This window comes from Mucilaginibacter tolerans (assembly GCF_030519375.1).
GTDB lineage: Bacteria > Bacteroidota > Bacteroidia > Sphingobacteriales > Sphingobacteriaceae > Mucilaginibacter.
Genome location: NZ_JAUMKB010000005.1, coordinates 221840 through 240910 on the forward strand (window position 1 = coordinate 221840; position 19071 = coordinate 240910).

Below are 19071 nucleotides of genomic sequence, written 5' to 3' on the forward strand. Positions count from 1 at the left end.
TTTTACCCAAAGGAACACGCGTTCGCTGTTCGCTCAAAAATGGATTGACGAAGTGTTACACATAATTGATTAAACGCAGAAAGTGTTCAAAAACGAGGATAAATCAGTATTAGAATACCTTATCGGCAACTTGTCCTTTCGCAAATGCATTTGGTCAATTATTTCAACCCTTTCAGATAGCGCATTTTATTAATATCATCAATAGCCTTACCTTTAGCTATGCCTGATTTGAAGCCGAAACAACATTGGTTTATCCGATACAAATTGTACCACATCCCTTTTTGGATGTTGTATAACTACGTATTTTGGGCGCTGTATACCGGAAGCGCGTATGAGGCTGCCCATGAAATGTATTTTTCTGCCTTATGGGTTAAAGCCTTCTTCTATACGATTTTTCCGGCCTTCGCGGTATATTTTAATTTGTATTTTCTCATCCCACGGTACCTGCAAAAGGGGCAATATGGCTTGTACATCTTTTTCCTGGCATTAATTATCATTGCTTCTTCATTTCTAATCGTGCCGGGGTATTTCGTTAGTGCCTGGCTCGCAGGCAGTAATGCCAAAAAATATTTTGGCATTACAAGCGACTGGAGCGGTTTCTATAATGCAGCCAAGACAGAGCCTTTAAAATCGACAATAGCCGCAATCACATTGGGCATGAGCATAAAGCTCACCAAAAATTGGATAGAAACCCAAAGGCGTCAGCAGGCGCTGGAAAAGGAAAAACTGGAGACTGAGCTTAAGTTTTTGAAATACCAGTTCAACCCGCATTTTTTGTTCAATAGTATTAATTCGATTTTTTTCCTGATCCATAAGAATCCGGATATGGCGTCGGCTTCACTGGCAAAGTTTTCCGAGCTATTGCGTCACCAGCTTTATGAGTGTAACGATGAACAAATTCCCTTAAGCAAAGAAGTAACTTACCTCGAGAATTTTATCGAACTGGAAAAACTTCGTCAGAGTCCCAGCCTACAGGTTAATGTCAATATAGATGAAGGTTATTCATCCGGTACAGGTATCGCCCCTTTTATTTTGATGACTTTTGTTGAGAATGCCTTTAAGCATGTGTCCAAGCATAAAACCAAATCAAACTGGATCAATATTGATCTGGTGTTAGCAGGTACCCAGCTTAGTTTTACAGTGAGCAACAGTGCTGCAAAAAACGAATCGCGTGATGTGGTCAACTATGGCGGCATCGGTTTAAAAAATGTACAGCGCAGGCTCGATCTTGTTTATCCCGGTCAATATCAACTAGATATCCAGGACAACCAAGACGCTTTTTTAGTTAAGCTGGATCTGCAATTGTCCGCAATCACCATCAACCCATCTGTACAACTTATAACCGAATAAATGATCAACTGTGTAATAATTGATGATGAACCATTAGCGAGAGAGGGCCTTGCTAATTATGTGCGTGAAGTTGATTTTCTGAACCTTGGCGGCATAGGGGAAAACCCGCTTGAATTATTGCATCTGATCGATCAGCAGAAAGTCGACCTGATATTTTTGGACATCCAGATGCCCAAAATGAATGGAATCGAGTTCCTGAAGATAATGCAGAAGCCTCCTATGGTGGTCATCACTACTGCCTACCCTTCTTATGCCTTGGAAGGGTTTCAATTGAATGTATTGGATTACCTGCTTAAACCCATCACGTTTGAACGATTTTTCAAGGCCGTGGCCAAAGCGCGGGATTACCATAAGCTATTAAACGGTGATCATGCCAAGCAAAATGAAGATTACTTTTTCATCAAATGCGGCAACAAATACGAAAAGATTCCCTTTGAAGATATCCTGTATGTGGAAGGGATGCAGAACTATGTAAACATCTATACAGATAAAGGCAAATTCGTTACCATGCTGTCGCTCAAAAGTTTAGAGGAAAATCTTGACGGGCGGTCATTCATCCGGGTGCATAAGTCGTACATCGTAGCCATCAACAAAATAAACGGTATCGAGGGTAACGAGATTTTTATACAAAGTAATCGCATTCCTATCAGCCGGAATTACAGGCAAGGGGTACTTGAAAAAGTGGTATCCAAGCGGCTTTGGGATGGGATGTCAAAGAAACTGTGGGATAAGAAATAACTAATCAGCCCAAACCTTATTTTCCACCTTTATCCGCACTGAAAGCATAATTGCATTTAGTACACTGAAAATTATGGCAGTATAATAAAGGTGAAATACCAAAGGGATAATTGCTATCTCGAGAACAACATCAACATAATTGGGATGCTTAAATAATTTATAAGGCCCCCTGCGCACAGCTACTGCGCCGGGTATCCGGTAAATACGGGTATTCCAGTACAGTCCTAAAGAACTCAATACCCAATATTTGAAGGCAAGCAGCAATACAAAAAGCAACAGAAAAATATAACTCACCGGCTGTCCACCGGTCAAATAATATTCTGCGATGAGCGACAAGATAAATAAGGTATGCAACGCAACTATGTAAGGATAATGCTCCCGGCCATACTCAATAGCTCCCTGCGACAATAACCATTTCTCGTTCCGTTTAGAAATATAAAGCTCTGTGAAGCGCTGTGTAATAAGGAAAACGATGAAGATAATAAATAGCATATTAATTACTTATTCCTCATTTTTAAAAGAACCATTTCACTCGAAAAGCCCGGCCCCATGGCCATCATCAGGCCATAGCCATCTTCAAAACCTTCGTTCATAAATTTCTCCAGCACATACAGTACCGTAACGCTAGACATATTGCCATAATTGTTCATTACCGAACGTGTCTTTTGAAGAAAATCACCTTCAACGCCCAATGCATCTGCGTAGGCATCCAGCACTTTCTTGCCGCCGGGATGAAAAATGAAATTTTTAATATCACTAAGCTTTAGTCCCTGCCCGGTCAGGAAATTATCAATATCTTCCCTGACATGCTGATTAATGAACGTCGGGATATCTTTTGAGAACAATACTTTAAAACCGGTATCTCTAAAATCCCAGCCCATTACCTCCAGCGAATCGTAATACAGCTTACTGCTTGATGCCTGGTAGCTTACTTTTTTATTGTCAGGATGATTATCGCCTTTGACAATACAGGCTGCTATTCCGTCTGAAAACAGGCTTGATCCGATGAAATTACTCTTGCTGTAATCATTGGTGAGCAGTGTTAATGAGCACAATTCAACAGCGACTAATAAAACTACAGCATCAGGATTTGCTTTTGCCAGGGCGTTTGCCTTAGCCATACCAGAAACACCTCCCCCGCAACCTAAACCAAAGATCGGCATGCGATTAATATGCGGGTTCAATCTCATATGATTAATAATCAGTGCATCCATGCTTGGGGTTGCCAGTCCGGTAGTCGAGACAAATAAAATATCCGTAATATCCAACTTGTCGATATTTGCCGATTTGATACAATCCTCAATTGCCTTTACTGACCATATTAATGCCTTTTCAAGATATTCACCGTTGCGTTCCTCAAAAGTATTAGGACTAGTATAGTAGGTAAGTGGCTCGCAAAAATTGCGCGTTACTATTTCTGTATTGTCAAATGCCTGAATGAGCCTGTCTACCTGCGGAAAGTTTTTTGCAAACATGGCTCTGGCCTGTTCTTTGGCCTCCTGCTGGGCAATGCGATGAGGAAGGTCTATTTTAGATACTGATGCTATAAAGGGCATATTTTAAGATTATTCTATAATATATAAATGAATGGGAACCACTTTAGTTTTTATTTAAAACCTGTACGCCCTTAGCTAAACTACGTTTTCTAATTCATCTTGGTTGCCCGCATAAAAAAAGCCGCCAATTTATGGCGACTTCCGTGAGATTGAGATTTAGTTGATTTTAGTAGAAGATCTTATTTATACTCTGATGTATATTTTCTTTTTGTCTAAAACATAGCCTACCAGCCAGCAAACCAGCATAAAACTAATCGCAAATAACAACGAGCCTATTTTGCCGGGCGCAATTGCCTGAAAAGCTGAAGTCCACATAGCAGGCAATACTTTGCCTCCTACTGAAATCCATGCCAGCATAATGAGCAGTATTTCAGAAAGTACGTATATAGGCAATGGATTTTTCCCTACAACCGTAAAGAAATTTGCCCAGTTACCTTTATTCCAGCTCTTTACTTCTAAAGCATACAACAGGAATGATATAATAACCAGATCAAGGCCCGTAGTTACGAATACAAATGAACTGGTCCATAGTTTTTTGTTCATCGGAAATGCCGGATCCCAGCAAATAGCGATGAATATAAACAAACAACCGGTGAGTAAAAGCTTTGATATCGTCTCGTAACCCTTGCCTTTTTCCTGAATAAACTTACCAGCATAATAACCAATAATTACATTCACAATAGCCGGTAGGGTACTTAAAAAGCCTTCCGGTTCAAATGCTATGCCTTCTCCATGATACATGTGAGCATCGCCTAATATCCATTTATCTAAATAAAATCCTGCATTCCCGGTCATTGTCAGTTGCGCGCCCTGATCGCCAAAAACAAGCAGTATTATCCAATAACCCAGTAATAACAATCCGGATAAAACATAAACTGTACGCGTTGATAAGTAATGAATCATCAGCGAAGCAAAGCAATAGCATAAAGCTATACGCTGCAATACCCCAACGATACGTGTATGCGATATTGGGGCCAACGACCATTGGCCATGATCTATCTTGAAAAATGGGAACCAATACATCAGGTAGCCTATCATGAAGATCAGGAAAGTTCTTTTGAAGATCTTCAACAGTACCGCAGAATTATCCATTTGTTGAAACTTCTTCATTGTAAAGCTCATCGCATTACCTACAGCAAAAAGGAAGGAAGGGAAAACCAGGTCAGTTGGTGTAAAGCCGTTCCATTTAGCATGGTTGAGTGGCCAAAAGGCTTCGCCCCCTGGGTTATTGACAATAATCATGAAACAAATAGTCAAACCACGGAATACATCCAGGGACAAAAATCTAGGAGAAGTTTCGGCCATAATTTTAGATCGATTGAATTGGAAAGCCCAATGTAACAATAACAATCTAAATTTTAAAGGAAATGTTAAATAGATTATGAAACTTTTTAAAAAAAATTGAAAAGTATTTACCCCGTAATAATATAGCGAGTGGAATAAGACGAGAAACGATTGCCCGGGATCATAAACAAGTGTTTAATCCAAATATCCCGCAAGCTCGGGCTCATTATACTCCCTTATAAATTCTACAATCCGGTGTACATTTTCATCGGCCAGAATATCCTCACTATTCCATTCACATTCAACCGACTCACCATCAACCCGTATCTCGCCTATAGTTGTACCCCGGTCGATTAAAATATATCGCCCGGTAGCAAACAGGTCACCTCCGGCAATTTCTTCATAAACGGGCTCAATTGTAATCAGGCACTCTCCCGTGCTTGTATGCAGCTGATAATTTACAGGATTTACCATAACCTATATTTTCACATTTAAGACGTTGCATAACGCGTTTTGTTTCATAAAATCCAATTTCTAACCGCCCTTTAATGTCATATAAAGGAACGCACCCTGGAATTTAAGAATCAAGTAGTCAAACTAAATTTTTTGAAGGCTTAAGCACCGAAAAACGAACGATCAAAGATACTTTTATCCGAAGGTAGGGTCGGATATAGCGCAATCGTTATTTTCACCCACAGTTAACACATATCTAACATAATACTTTAGCTGCACATTTCAAAGTATTTCCTGCAATAAATTATTAAGATAAGTTACTAATTCACAGCACGCTAAAATGGGTTTTTACCAGCTTGGGTCTGCCTTTTATCGGATCATTTCTAAACCTGTAAAAATCCTGTATCCGCAAAGCGTGAGTCAGGGTAAAAAAATTCACAATCTTTACTTTAAATAATCTTTATATCTCCACTTATTAACAGTTAATTATGAGTTTAACGAAAGAATTATCCGAATTACATTAAATTAGTTGGCAATGAAACAAAATGGTACATTTTTTGACAAGTGTTAGCAATACATATATCAGCAGATGCTATCGTCCAACTTTTACTTAGTACAAACAGAGAGCGGTGACATGATCAGGGATGTCAAATCCATGCTAACCATCAGCGTCCATCACTTAAATAAGGATTCATTTCAGCCAAATCCATCAGAACTACAATTCTACAGCCGTTATCCGGGCGATTTATTAGCATTTGAAACCGTGAATATTAAGGATTACCTGCGACCAATGGTCGCATCTGCGCTTTTGTGGTATGCTCAATACATCGGCTATCCCGAGATGAACATCAGTAGCGAAGATCCACGCCCGTCACTCAAAGCGGGTTGATCAAAGCATTAGCAGATATTTCTCAAATTGGGGAATAAAATCATCAAACAATTCACATCCACTTGCTTTTTCGTATTCGCTTTTTGTGAAAGTGTAAATAATATAACCATTTTTTACACATTCCATTTGATACTCCCACTCGTCGATTTTCCAAGCAATAGCCAGGCTACCTGATTTTGTAGGCTTAAAGCTTAAATTCTGCTCTAAATTAATATCCTCTATGTAATTAAGCACCTTTTCGGCATTATAGCGGGCTAGATCATTTGGTTTGGGATGATATGGATTGCGCAAATTCAGCACCGATATTAAATGTGGATGCATGTGTCAAATTAATTAGGTTGCAGGCATTTTATACGGAGACGCGGTAAATAGGTTCAAATTTTCTTAATGGTACATCATTTGCATATAAGTTAAAAGCACAGCAGTATAAAGCTGAAATGTGTTTACTTGAGACCTATAAAAAATATCACCATGTGTAAACTTGTACTAATTGATGACAATCCTATTGATCATTATATCATGCGGACCATGCTTTACAATAATGAAGCATGCAAACAAGCCACTTACACTTTTGATGGCAGTATGATATTGGAGTATATAGAAGAGAACAGATCAGCGACAGAGAAACTGCCTGATGTGATCTTTCTTGATCTGACCATGCCCGACTTTAGCGGGTGGGAGTTCCTGGACAGATTTGAGCAAATAAAGAATAGTTTTAAGAAAAACATTGAGGTATATGTGATGACTTCCTCAGTCAGAGAATCGGACAAAGAGCGGTCAAGCAAATACAAATGCGTTAATTCTTTTATCAGTAAGCCGCTATCAAAACAAACGCTTAACTATATCTGCGAGCACAGCGTTTGATAACCACGAATCAGTTTTGATTTTTCATTCATAGTTTTTTAAATCAGTACGCGCCGGGCTTTTTCCGGCGCTGCTATTTAAAACCGGTTTTATTTGAAAGCAGACTGGATATCCGCTAAAGAAACACCTAACATTCTCGAGGCAATGGCATTCAATCCCGCTGCATCTCCCGTAAAATGGAAAATATAATGCTGATGAGTCAGTTTTTCATCAGGTTTTAAAAAAGCACCTGGCGATACGCTTTCCAACTCATAAAATGGCCCTAACTGATTACCGCTAGCCAAAGGGCCATCGTTATAAGCATTCACAGCATCGCCAACTAATGGATCTTTGTCTGTTTTCCATTCCTGGTTAAGGTAAGTGGCTTTTTTATCTACATCAAACAACACAATGGTCAGTACATTATTAATTGCATCGTAACTTCCGGCGATAGCGAGAGTCCTTGCAGCAGTCATGCCTAATTTCCCTCTCGATTTGCCATCGGCCTTAAAAAACAAATGAGCTTTCTTTGTGGTTACCCGGTCTGCCGGAATTTGCCCAAAGTAATCTGTTGTAGCTACTTTGCCACCTGCCTTTTCATCATAAGGAATAATGACAGTAGCCTTCGGTGATGGAGCAAACATATCCAGGTTCCATAAACAAGGCGCGCCCGTTTGTTTTGTCCATTCATCCTTACCAGTATTAGTGATGCTATTATCCGTTTTGATGCCGACTACCTTAATTGCACTATCCAAATGCATCTTTAGGATGTTACCGATGTCATTCCTTTCCAATATGCTAATCTTACGGTCGACTCTCAAATCCAACTGCGTTCCTTTATAGTTCACCAGGCTCATATTTTTTGTAAGAAATAGTTGATGATCGCTCACTCCCACGGTCTTCCAGCTCTCGCGGTCAAAAGGTGCTGGCGTAACCCAATTGTCGAACACCATTTTGGCGTCCTTTTTAAAGAATAAGGCAAACTTCCCCCCTTCCGGGCCAAGCCAAAGCCGGTCTTCCCCGCCATAAGCATTCATGTGCGGATCAACCGGAGCGTCGAATGCTTTATAATTGATCCAGCCAAAACTTTTGCCGGTATCACCCTCCGCAGTCGAAGTAAATACTTTACCCTGGTATTTCGCTGAAATGGCCACTGCCGCTGCGCCGCTGCTGTCACGTAACACAATAACATTGTCTTTTTTTCGAAGGAAATCAAGGTCATAGCCAAATGTTCCCTTTTGAGGAGCCACGGCAGTATTAAAGCTGTTGTTCTTTTTGCCATGGCATGAGCATAGCAATATAGTAACGACAGATAATGTAAGGATAGGGTTCGGTTTCATAAATTTTAGTTTACTTCCAGTTGATCTTTAGCAGGTAACTTGGGGAAGGGGTTATGTGGTTCGGTTTGATACCAAAATACTGTAGATGCGATATCATCCTGCAATGGCATATACCGGCCATCATTGTGCCAACCCAAATCCTGAATGGTTACTTTCAAATCTTTATCGAAACGGATCGGGTCCATAATATGCCAGCGATATAAACCGAAACGTTGTGCAATCTCATAATGGCCGTCTCCTCGTATTACTTGCGGTAAACCGGTATATGGGCCGCTGAACTCCGTGTATTCGCTCTTCTCAACACCTGCTTTATTCTTCTTTTGCGTATCAAAATCATAAGCTCCGCAAAAATAATCCTCTGTACCGGTGCCATTGATAGTTGGGAACTCGGTGTCTCCATCCATGAAGAATTTGATCTCTCCTTCGCCCCACCAGCCATTCTTGTTTGAGCCATAAGCCATATAGGTACCCACGTACTGACCTTTACCCCTGATGCTGTCCACTAGTACATAATCTTTTTTAAGCGGCAATGGGTTCACCCTGCGGAACTGCGCATGTAGGTAACCAGCATCTTTGGGCACTTCGGTCAGGGTATAGTCTACCTGGTAATAGAGCACCATATCATGATCATCAATGTTTTCCATGGTAATGCGGCATTTCTTACGGAAAGGCATTGGCCAGTAGCAGTTTAAACCACTGCCCGGATTTGCCACCACTGCCAGCGATGTGACTGGAGCAAATTTACCCCATCCCAAACAAAAAAAGTCGCCTACGGGTACTTCGATGGATGGTGTAGTTTCTTCGTCCCAGTAAAAACGGAATATAGAGTAACGCCAGTTACCGGTTGGGGTCATCCAGATATGCTGGACTGCACCGGGACCGTCAATTTCTGCTATTGTATAAACCGTATGTTTTTTGATCACAACACTTGGGCTCACTTTCCATTTTTGACCCAGCTCCCGCGAGGGGCCTGCCCCTGTACCTGTGGTGGCCATTCCGCCTTTACCTTTTTCGCCATTAAAATTTTCAGGACTGATGGAACGTGTTTTCGCATCCGACGTACGATAAAGATTGCTTAGATTGACATCAAGGCCATTAAACTTTTGTTGCGCATCTGCCGAAAACACAACCAAACCAAACATCAAAAAGCCAAGTAGCTGTTTTTTCATTGTGATCAAATAATTATAATGGTTTAAAACTTACAATATTTACTAAAGTGCCAATATGATCGATGCTGATAGACACTACGTCATTCTCCTGCAGGGTAAAATCGTTGGAAGGCACCAGGCAGGTGCCAGTCATCAGGAAGCTTCCATTGGGGAAGTCGCATTCACGGTATAAATAGCCTGCTAATTCAGGGAAAGTTCTCTTCATCCTACCGATAGCGGTCTCATCACAATAGACTTCACTACCATTTCGGCTGATATTCATTTTGATAGTCGTATCTAACGATACGGGCTGCTCCGGAACATACAGACAAGGTCCTAGTGCAGCACTGCGTTCATATATTTTTGCCTGAGGCAGATAAAGCGCATTTTCGCCTTCAATACTGCGCGAGCTCATATCATTACCAACGGTATAGCCTTGTATATTTCCTTTTGAGTTGATGAACAGCGTCATTTCAGGTTCAGGCACATTCCATGAAGAATCCCTTCTGATATAAACTCGCTGATTATGCCCTGCCACCCGGTGCGGCATTGACTTAAAGAAAAGCTCTGGTCTTTCAGCAGCATAAACCTTGTCATAAAGATCGGCAGCACCCGAATCTGCAGATTCTTCCATCCGCGCTTCACGGCTCCTCAGGTAGGTAACGCCTGCTGCCCAAACCTCCTGCCTGCCGATGGGTGGTAACAAACTCTCGTTGATATGAGCAGAAGCCATCGCTTCAGTAAGCACGGGCAACTCAGGGACTATCTCTTTTAAATGGTTATACAACCCATCCCGGTTAATGAGCGAATCCCAATCGTTTTGTATCAGGTAATTGGCATTGTTATGCTGCAAAATAATCCCGGCAGAGAGCTTGTAAAGTTTCATCAGGTAATAATTGGAAATACAATATACAAGCTTTCCGAAATGTTATGAAAGACTTTTTCAAATCTTCAGCAAATCGTTACAAACAGCTATTGCTTTATCCATTTACTGTTAAACCCTAATCTCTTCAAACCATTCTGCACATCAGGATTATTCATAAACAATTTCCATATCAGCCCGGTGCGGTAGTTTTCGATCATTACCACAATTGGCCCCTGGTCAATCGCCAAATGGGTTTTGGCATACCAGTTATGCGATTCACTGAAGCCATCGGCAAAGCCGTACGGCCCCCATATTTTATCGCCCATGTCATAATAAAAATGTTTTAATGCCTGCATTGAATATTCAGGAGTATATGGAAAAGAGGATAATGCCGCTGTTGGCTGTATTACCCCGCGGTCATCTTCCGGACAGTGGGCAACATAGCCTTTCCAACTGTCGCCGGCTGTTAAGCCCCAGCAGTTGGCACCGTATCCTTTAAAGTGTTTAGGGTTGTCGATACAATAAGCCCGGTTGATCAGTGTATGATTTTTTGTCTGAACAGCATAATCGATATCATGATCGTCAGCCAAACCATTCGGATCAATGCCCAAATAGGTATACTGTTCAAAAAACAGCGGCCCACCACCGTTATAGTTACCCAAAGGGAGAACATAATTGTAGTAGGTTTTACCATTCTTCCAGCCCGAGCCTTTTACCCAGCTATTTTCATAGAGTTCTTTTGATATCGGGTGACCAGGTGAGGCAGCAGCAATTATATAAGTAATCAATGCCTCGTCATAACCAAACACCGGGAAGTTCATATCAAAATCGTTATAAGGGCTCCAGTGCCAGTATAGATGTTGATTGCCTCCATTGCTGTGCCAGTTCCAATCGGCTGCATACCACATTTGTTGAACCCGCTTCTGAAAATATCTTTCGGGCAGGCTGTTTCCTTTAAAGTATTCTTTTGCCGTCAGCAAGCCCATCATCAGATAGGATGTTTCGACAATATCAGCGCCGTCATCTATTCGGCCAAATGGAATGGTTTTACCTGTTTTGCCATTCATAAAATGCGGGTAAATGCCGTGATAACAATCTGCTTTGATCAGAAAGTCAACAATTTTTATCAGGCGTTTTAAAGCCGTATCGCGGCCTATCCATCCACGGTTTACTGCAACCACAGTCGAGAGAATTCCCATGCCTGTACCACCAATAGCACAAGCCTCCGGTCCGAAGGTAGATTTGCTCAGGTTCGGTTCGTTATCTGCTTCATTAATGTAATCCCAATAATATTCAGCTTTTACCGTATTGTCGCGTTCGCGTGCCAGGCCGCTTACCGGATGAGCAAAGTCCCAGAAATAGCGAAATGTTTGTCGCTGCACAATATCCAGCAATGCTGAATCGCTGATGTTTTTCACCACACCGACTGGGGTAATGTCAACGGGTCCGGCTGTTTTAATGGCAGTATGTTTCTTTTGTGCGAATGCAGCAACAACAAAAGCAATTAAGACAAAAGCAAGAATAAAGCTCTTTTTCATTTATAATTTGATAGAAATGACGGAATAAAGGCAAGGCTGCCTATTGGTTTATGGTACTAAGGTAGTACAATTATTTGTTCGGGGTAAAGTTAAAACAGGGTTTAATACTTATGCATCTATCAAAGCGGTTACTACAAATTACTTAAATATCCATTATCTTTAAACTTCTAAACTATGAAGCTGACGCGCAACCCTTATTTCATTTTTTTGCCATTCCTTGTTTTGTATGTCGTTGTTATCTTTATCAATAAGTGGCCAACGCTATATGGAGATGAGATTCGTTACGCTGATTTTGCCTGGCATCTGCTGCATGGTTACTATTCACCACCAAAACCACATATTGATTTATGGAACGGTCCCGGATATCCATTAACCATTGTACCGTTCATGTGGCTCAGGATCCATTCACTCACGATCACGTTAATGAATGCGGTGTACCAGTATTTTGCTTTGGTTTTTCTGTATAAGGCGCTCAAGCTGGTTACCAATCATAAAATGGCCCTATTGTTTACTTTACCGCTTGCCATTTATCCCAATGCGCTTTCGATACTACCCATTATGTATACCGAGGCATTTACCTGCTTGCTGGTTTCATCATTTATTTATTCGCTGACGTTATGTTACACACGCGGCAGCATTAAATATGGCATCATCGCAGGTTTGATATTAGGCTATCTCACATTAACTAAGATCGTCTTCGGTTATGTTCTGCTAGTCGGTCTTGTTATTTGCCTTATTTTATTATTCTTTAAAAAGAACCGGCCATATCATTTATTGTCAGTAAAAGTTTTGCTCGTAGCTTTTGCCGTAACCATGCCTTATCTGTTCTATACTTATCACATGACAGGCAAAATTTTTTATTGGGGGAATTCAGGCGGGATGAGTTTGTACTGGATGAGTTCGCCCTATAATAATGAATATGGTGACTGGAAATTACCCGAACTCAGCAATAACCAATACCCGATGCTATTCAAGTCGCCTGAAGGAGCTGTGATGCTGAAGAAAAATCATTTTAAAGAGATAAAATTTATTCTAAAACATGAAGGGGTTGAGCAAGACGCTCTTTTTAAGCAGGCAGCGATCAGGAATATTGAAAATCATCCATTTAAATTTATAGTAAACTATTATTACAACTGCTCGCGCATGCTGTTTAATTTCCCTTATAGCTATTCGTACCAGGATGGCACTATTGTCGGGAACATCATTCGCGGATCGTTACTTTTGTGGTCATCGCTTATTGGCGTTGCCATTACTTTATTAAACTGGAAAAGGATAATCTATCCGGTGAAATTCCTGCTGTTGCTTACCGGCATTTATTTAGGCTTAAGTGGTGCTTTGAGTGCCTATCCCCGCCAACTGGATGTAATGGTACCGGTGTTGTTGTTCTGGCTGGGTACTTTAGCCTTTCATTTGAAAAAACCATCTATCCGGTTCGCAGAGGATGAAATTGCAGAAGAAATCAGTCTGTCTGATCTGAAAGACGTCGGCATAAATCAAGCCGAAAATACCACTGCATAAAAATTTCAAAAAATATTTAAAATGTTTTTGGAGTTGATTCGTCTAACTGCTTAGATGTATTTTTTTCTATTGGCTTTACACTCTCTCGTTCGCTGGCTTGTACTTATCAGCTTGCTTTATTCTATATTCATAGCTTATCGTGGCTGGTTACTCAAAAAACCATTTACCAAAGCTGATGGAATAATCCGGTCAGTCGCTACAACAATAGCACATACCCAGTTAGTTATCGGCGTATGGCTATATTGTATTAGTCCGGTGGTCAGTTATTTCCTGCATAATTCCAGTACAGCAGTACGTGAGCGGCAAATACGCTTTTTCGGAATGGAACACATCACGATGATGGTAATTGCCATTTCGGTACTTACCATCGGCTCAGCAAAGGCTAAACGTAAAACTACTGACCAGCAGAAATTCAAAACGATGGCCATATGGTTTACAGTTGCTTTGGTGATCATTCTGTCGTCTGTCCCGTGGTCATTTTCACCGCTGACCGCTCGCCCAAACTTCAGGCCTTTTTAACTTAATTTATTCAAACAAAAATGAGCGCACGAATTCCATTGATATTATTACTACTGGTTACTGCCGATATCTATTTTTACCAGGCAGTTGAAACGTTGACTAACAACTCTTTTATTTTATCTGGCTATTGGCTGCTTGATCTGTTCTTAATGGTCGGACTCCTATTCGCCTTTACTCAACGTAAGTCAATGCCTAAGCTGGCACCTATATTGATGACTATGCTCCTTCTAACACTGGTGCCCAAGCTATTCGGCATGCCGGTTTTAGCATTGGAGGACTTCACAAGGATTTTTCGCGGCTTTCCACTCAGAAACCCTTTAGTTAGTGAGTTGGCCTTGGTTATAGCAGCTATTCCGTTTATAGGTTTGCTTTATGGTTTGACACGTGGACGCCATAATTACCGGGTACATAAGGAGACCTTATATTTCAATGACCTACCTGAGGCATTTGATGGGTTTACTATTACGCAGTTATCGGATATTCACTCCGGTAGCTTCACCAGCGAAAAAGGGGTTGCGAAAGGTATCAAATTGGTAAATCAGCAAAATAGCGATCTGATTTTGTTCACAGGCGATTTGGTAAACAACCTGGCATCTGAAATGGACCGCTGGGTGCCTTTCTTCTCTAAACTTAAAGCGCCATACGGCAAGTTTTCGGTGTTAGGTAACCATGATTATGGCGATTATGTAAAATGGGAAAGCAAGCAGCACCAACAAGCTAATTTAAACCAGTTAAAAAATGTGCATAGAGAGATAGGATTTAACCTGCTATTGAATGAAGCTGTTCCGGTAAAGAAAGCGGATGAATCAGTAGCGTTGATTGGCGTAGAGAACTGGGGTAAAGGAGGCTTTCATAAATATGGTGACCTGGACAAGGCTACACGCCATGTTCCGGATGGTGCGTTTAAAATATTAATGTCGCACGACCCATCTCACTGGGACGCCGTAACGCTGGATCACGATCAGCATATTCACCTTACGCTTTCAGGGCATACCCATGGCATGCAGTTCGGTATCGAATTGTTTGGCTGGAAATGGAGCCCGATCAAATATGTTTACAAACAATGGGCAGGTTTGTATAAAAAGAGTGGGAAATACCTGTACGTAAACCGGGGTTTTGGTTTCCTAGGATTAAAAGGCCGTGTAGGCATCTGGCCGGAAATAACTGTACTGACACTGAAGAAAGCTATTGCCTGATAGATTATCGGTAGATGAATATGGTAAAATCGGCCTCGTCGTAGTCTATTTTAAGTACTACGTTTGGACTCAGCATTTTGCAAAAAGAAAGTATGTCATCTGGATCGTAAGCAACTAAAGTACCGTCAACAGGCATATGTCGCAGTAGATTAAAACCCAAACCCATACCGCAATGGCTATAAAGTTTTTTAATCGCTGAATAAATAAAACCATTGATAGAGCTACCATAGTTTAGCGAACCGCTGGCTAGTACATAATCGCACAATGGGAGATCGGCATGTAAAAAATTGTGGGCAATAAAGGTGGTATCCGGCAAATGCCCATATTGCAGTATAGCTTTATCCACTAATTCTGTTATTTGTTCTACGCCATGGTAATGGGTCATTAAGGGATAGCGCTCTTTCAGGAAGGGGTACAAATCGGCATAACCACAACCAGCATCCATTATCGTTCTCCCATTCAGGTCGGCAATGTCTGCCAATGCCTCAAACCGCACTTGCTGATCGTGTTTATTTCGCCAGCCTAAAGCAAAACTGCTTTCGGCGCCATGGACGGCAATCATAGCGCGGTGATAATGAAATATCCGTGAAGAATCGTCAAGAGAACCCACAGACCGAAGATAATCAGAAATCTGCTTACTAATAAAACCAGTTATTTATTGCGACACCACACTTGGCGTAGGTGGCAGCGGCGAAACCGTTACCGGTATTGCAGTCTCCGGACTTTGACATCCGCCCAACGTGGTTGATACATAATAAGTGGTGCTGCTTGTCAAAACAGGTGTTGTAATGCTTGAGGAAGTACAGTTACATACCAGGTTATGATTGACATCATACCAGTGATATGGCCCACCGGGGGCGATTGCGTTAAGGGTAGCTGTATTTCCTGTGCAAATGGTTACCGGAGGGGCGGTAGGCGCTACAGGAGTGGTTACCGTCATGTTTATTGACTGGCTCATCGCCCCACAGCCGGCGGCGGCAGACTGATCGGACTGATCGTTTATCGAAACGCTATATGTGCCAGCCGTGCTGACCGAGATGGATGGCGTGGTCGCTCCATTGCTCCATAAATAACTGTATGCCGGCTTACCTCCGCTCGGTGTTGCGGTTAATGTAACTGAACCACCCGAGCAAATGGTAGGGTTAGAGGAAGCCAGTGATACAGTAAGCGGAGCGTAAGTATAAACTCTTACCGTATCACTTTTGGTGAGCGTACTGCACGGTGATTGTTCAATTCCTGTAACCTGATAATCGATATAAGCCGGTGAGCTTGCCCCTGGGGTTACATTCACGGTTGAAACACCTGATGTCTGGCTCAGGTAGGAGTTATAAGCGCCCTGTGTGCCGGGGTAAATCGATGTCCAGGTAATGGTTGACGTCTGCAATCCGGTAACGCTCATCGAGCCTGTACATCCCTGTCTTAAATTCATATCAGGAGAAGTGGAAATACCGGTTGTTGTTGTGAATGTAATATCAATTGCATTATTACCCGGTTTGCAAAAAGTTATGATAACAGAACTTTTTCCCGATATACACGCGGATTGATTAACATTATATGGGCCGGCACAATCCAGATAATACTTATCTGACGCAGCGAACTGGCCGGATGTGATAGCCAATACATCTGTCTGCGGATTGATCAGTACTTTATAACTTATACAGTTGGTTCCACCGCAACAGTTTCCGCTCCGGCTACTCCCCGGCTGAGTGTATGTGGTATCAGCATGACCAGATAGATCCACAACAATAGGTACGGAACATTGTGCAAATCCCTTATCGGTCAGAACAACGAATAGAATAAACAGCAAGCCTATTCTGGCATAATTATTATACATAATCAGCCTGGCCGGTAATGAAATTAAAAACCGAAATATTTGATTTATGCTATGGCTTGATTTTAGTAATAACATTTTTCATTTATTGATTTCAACTTGCCTTCTTTTAGAAATATGCCTATCGAAATTTCATGTGAACCATAATTATAATTGGCGAGCGGTGTTAAAGAATAATCAAAAGAGTAGCCAACCCGCAACTTCTCATTAACAAAAAATTGTACCATTCCCACCAGCGCATTTGATTTTTGAAGATTGCTTTGCAGATTAGGTTTTTTGTATAACGGAACAGCTGTACGATATGTTCCCCCTACCCAAACACGTTCGCTCAAAAGCATAAAAGTATTCAAATCCAAACTAGTCGGGCCACCCCTGTCATCTTTCAGCATAATTGATGGCCTCAGCATAATATCGTCATTGACTGGCATATAAAAGCCCGTGGTAAAATAAAAATGCGGAATCGGAACGGGCACACTGACGGTTTTATCCACGGAGCTTTTCGCCAGCCAGCTTGATAAAAGATTATCTACTGAAGCGCCGATAAAAAACTTATTATCAGTGTACAAAACCCCAAGTCTTGCGTCGGGAAGAATAGCGCCCTGGTATCCTGCGGGTATATCAGCATCACCATTTTGGGCAGCGTTTAATTTTGAGCCATCGATACCCGCCTGCGAAATACCGGCACCGATACCAAAGGCCAGGCGGCTTTTCCCGTCCTCGTCCATTTGAAGGCGGTAGGCGTAATTAGCATACACAGATGTCGCACTTTGGGCCCCAATCCTGTCATTTGCAACAAGAAGGCCGAGTCCTACTTTAGTATCATTTACCGAACCATCTACCGACACAGAAAAACTTTGAGGCGCACCCTCAAAACCCGTCCATTGCGACCGGTAAAACGAGTACAAATAAATATCCTGCTTATAGCCCGCATAAGCCGGATTGATAAATAAGCCATTGAACATGTATTGGCTATATTGCGCATCCTGCTGGGCAAATGCAGTTAACCCGGCAAACAGAAAAAATGCTATGACACAAATCCTTTTCATTGTTTTTTTCTTAGCAGGGTTAAATAACCATGATAATCTTCCCAAATCTCTGCTGCACTTTTCACTTTCAAAACATAGAAATAGGTACCTTCACTTAAGCCGGTCCCGGGCCATTCATTGTGATAGTTTTTCTCCTGGAAAACGCTATTGCCCCACCTGTTAAAAATTACAAGCTCGTTTTCGGGGTATTTATTCAGGTCCTTGATAATAAATGTGTCGTTAAATCCATCACCGTTAGGAGTAAACACATTTGGTATCTCAAGTCCTAATATGTTTTTTGTATCAGATGAAACGTTATCAGCCAGGTTTGCATCGTCTTGTTTTGACGAAACGGAAACGGTGTTGGTAAGACGGCCATGATTAAGCGCCCGCGCCAAATAAGTAAGTTCAGCAGAGCCATTTATGGCTAATTCGCCAACTGACCATGTCAACGTGCGGCTCGTGGGATCATAATTTGCCGAGCCTGATGATACGTTATTAACTGACAAATATTCCAATTTCTCAGGCAAAGTATCCTTTGCCACAACATTGGTAGCAACCAGGGGCCCTTTATTCCTTACATTCAATGTGTATTCAAAAGGCTCGTTCTCTCTCACCTGCTTATTTTCGGAGCGTTTAGCAATACCTACGTCTACCAAATTGTCGATCACTTTAACCTCGACCGCAGCGGAAGCATCCGAAGCACAGCCTTCCTGGTTAAAGGCCACAACGGTATAAACACCCGACACCGACACTGTTAAACTATTTGTAGTAGCTCCACCGACAATCTGGCCGTCTTTATACCACTGATAGGATACCGCATTTTGTGTATTCACACGCAGTTTAACGGATTGCCCCTTATAAATAGTTATTACCGCATTACCTTCGCCATATGCTTTGGAACGGGATGCCATGACCAACCCTATAACAAATAGTATTATAAGAAACTTAAAAAAGTACTTTATACAGTCCTTTTTC

Annotated in this window: 20 protein-coding genes; 7 read left to right on the plus strand and 13 right to left on the minus strand. The window is 41.6% G+C overall.

All coding sequences use genetic code 11. From position 1 onward, the window contains the following. The first annotated feature begins 219 nt into the window (after positions 1 to 219). Both Q3A68_RS09440 and Q3A68_RS09445 read left to right on the plus strand, forming a co-directional pair. Entirely contained in the window at positions 220 to 1350 is a 1131-nt protein-coding gene (locus Q3A68_RS09440) for a sensor histidine kinase (RefSeq protein WP_302900824.1), read from the plus strand. Beyond that, entirely contained in the window at positions 1351 to 2088 is a 738-nt protein-coding gene (locus Q3A68_RS09445; RefSeq protein ID WP_302900825.1) for a LytR/AlgR family response regulator transcription factor, read from the plus strand. Here the strand turns inward: Q3A68_RS09445 and Q3A68_RS09450 are convergent, their stop codons facing one another. The 4 genes from Q3A68_RS09450 to Q3A68_RS09465 form a co-directional block, all read right to left on the minus strand. After that, positions 2089 to 2580 carry an isoprenylcysteine carboxyl methyltransferase family protein gene (locus Q3A68_RS09450; protein WP_302900826.1) on the minus strand — a complete coding sequence of 164 codons (492 nt, stop codon included), beginning with the start codon at positions 2578 to 2580 and terminating at the stop codon, positions 2089 to 2091. A gap of 5 nt (positions 2581 to 2585) precedes the next feature. After that, on the minus strand, positions 2586 to 3644 hold the full coding sequence (locus Q3A68_RS09455) for a type III polyketide synthase (RefSeq protein ID WP_302900827.1): 1059 nt from the start codon (positions 3642 to 3644) through the stop codon (positions 2586 to 2588). 183 nt (positions 3645 to 3827) lie between these two features. Then, on the minus strand, positions 3828 to 4949 hold the full coding sequence (locus Q3A68_RS09460) for an acyltransferase family protein (RefSeq protein WP_302900828.1): 1122 nt from the start codon (positions 4947 to 4949) through the stop codon (positions 3828 to 3830). A 174-nt stretch (positions 4950 to 5123) separates the two neighbouring features. Further along, complete coding sequence (locus Q3A68_RS09465) at positions 5124 to 5402, minus strand: hypothetical protein (protein WP_302900829.1); 279 nt, start codon at positions 5400 to 5402, stop codon at positions 5124 to 5126. Between the two features lie 613 nt (positions 5403 to 6015). Here Q3A68_RS09465 and Q3A68_RS09470 point away from each other — a divergent pair. Further along, positions 6016 to 6270 carry a hypothetical protein gene (locus tag Q3A68_RS09470; RefSeq protein WP_302900830.1) on the plus strand — a complete coding sequence of 85 codons (255 nt, stop codon included), beginning with the start codon at positions 6016 to 6018 and terminating at the stop codon, positions 6268 to 6270. Here the strand turns inward: Q3A68_RS09470 and Q3A68_RS09475 are convergent, their stop codons facing one another. Then, the gene (locus Q3A68_RS09475; protein WP_302900831.1) at positions 6271 to 6591 is read right to left on the minus strand and encodes a hypothetical protein; all 321 of its coding nucleotides are present in this window, start codon (positions 6589 to 6591) and stop codon (positions 6271 to 6273) included. It lies immediately after the preceding gene. A 150-nt stretch (positions 6592 to 6741) separates the two neighbouring features. Here Q3A68_RS09475 and Q3A68_RS09480 point away from each other — a divergent pair, with 150 nt between their 5' ends. Further along, a complete protein-coding gene (locus Q3A68_RS09480) occupies positions 6742 to 7134 on the plus strand; it encodes a response regulator (RefSeq protein WP_302900832.1) in 393 nt (130 codons plus the stop codon). 89 nt (positions 7135 to 7223) lie between these two features. Here Q3A68_RS09480 and Q3A68_RS09485 read toward each other — a convergent pair whose 3' ends face one another. From Q3A68_RS09485 to Q3A68_RS09500, 4 genes are all read right to left on the minus strand, one after another. Then, positions 7224 to 8453 carry a DUF6786 family protein gene (locus Q3A68_RS09485; protein WP_302900833.1) on the minus strand — a complete coding sequence of 410 codons (1230 nt, stop codon included), beginning with the start codon at positions 8451 to 8453 and terminating at the stop codon, positions 7224 to 7226. Between the two features lie 5 nt (positions 8454 to 8458). Next, a complete protein-coding gene (locus tag Q3A68_RS09490; RefSeq protein ID WP_302900834.1) occupies positions 8459 to 9622 on the minus strand; it encodes a glycoside hydrolase family 172 protein in 1164 nt (387 codons plus the stop codon). Between the two features lie 13 nt (positions 9623 to 9635). After that, positions 9636 to 10487 (minus strand): fumarylacetoacetate hydrolase family protein, encoded by an 852-nt coding sequence (locus Q3A68_RS09495; protein WP_302900835.1) that lies wholly within the window; start codon positions 10485 to 10487, stop codon positions 9636 to 9638. Between the two features lie 86 nt (positions 10488 to 10573). Continuing rightward, on the minus strand, positions 10574 to 12004 hold the full coding sequence (locus tag Q3A68_RS09500) for a glucoamylase family protein (protein WP_302900836.1): 1431 nt from the start codon (positions 12002 to 12004) through the stop codon (positions 10574 to 10576). A 174-nt stretch (positions 12005 to 12178) separates the two neighbouring features. Here Q3A68_RS09500 and Q3A68_RS09505 point away from each other — a divergent pair, with 174 nt between their 5' ends. From Q3A68_RS09505 to Q3A68_RS09515, 3 genes are read left to right on the plus strand one after another with little or no spacing between them, the layout of a single operon-like run. Beyond that, the gene (locus Q3A68_RS09505) at positions 12179 to 13522 is read left to right on the plus strand and encodes an ArnT family glycosyltransferase (RefSeq protein WP_302900837.1); all 1344 of its coding nucleotides are present in this window, start codon (positions 12179 to 12181) and stop codon (positions 13520 to 13522) included. Between the two features lie 54 nt (positions 13523 to 13576). Further along, a complete protein-coding gene (locus Q3A68_RS09510) occupies positions 13577 to 14041 on the plus strand; it encodes a hypothetical protein (RefSeq protein ID WP_302900838.1) in 465 nt (154 codons plus the stop codon). Between the two features lie 20 nt (positions 14042 to 14061). Beyond that, the gene (locus tag Q3A68_RS09515) at positions 14062 to 15237 is read left to right on the plus strand and encodes a metallophosphoesterase (RefSeq protein ID WP_302900839.1); all 1176 of its coding nucleotides are present in this window, start codon (positions 14062 to 14064) and stop codon (positions 15235 to 15237) included. A 4-nt stretch (positions 15238 to 15241) separates the two neighbouring features. Here the strand turns inward: Q3A68_RS09515 and Q3A68_RS09520 are convergent, their stop codons facing one another. The 4 genes from Q3A68_RS09520 to Q3A68_RS09535 form a co-directional block, all read right to left on the minus strand. After that, the gene (locus tag Q3A68_RS09520; RefSeq protein WP_302900840.1) at positions 15242 to 15799 is read right to left on the minus strand and encodes a class I SAM-dependent methyltransferase; all 558 of its coding nucleotides are present in this window, start codon (positions 15797 to 15799) and stop codon (positions 15242 to 15244) included. A 93-nt stretch (positions 15800 to 15892) separates the two neighbouring features. Beyond that, positions 15893 to 17071 (minus strand): immunoglobulin domain-containing protein, encoded by a 1179-nt coding sequence (locus Q3A68_RS09525; RefSeq protein ID WP_302900841.1) that lies wholly within the window; start codon positions 17069 to 17071, stop codon positions 15893 to 15895. A 62-nt stretch (positions 17072 to 17133) separates the two neighbouring features. Continuing rightward, a complete protein-coding gene (locus tag Q3A68_RS09530; RefSeq protein WP_302900842.1) occupies positions 17134 to 18114 on the minus strand; it encodes a PorP/SprF family type IX secretion system membrane protein in 981 nt (326 codons plus the stop codon). Continuing rightward, complete coding sequence (locus tag Q3A68_RS09535) at positions 18111 to 19007, minus strand: T9SS type B sorting domain-containing protein (protein ID WP_302900843.1); 897 nt, start codon at positions 19005 to 19007, stop codon at positions 18111 to 18113. Before Q3A68_RS09535 ends, Q3A68_RS09530 begins: the two co-directional genes overlap by 4 nt. Between the last annotated feature and the right edge of the window lie 64 nt (positions 19008 to 19071).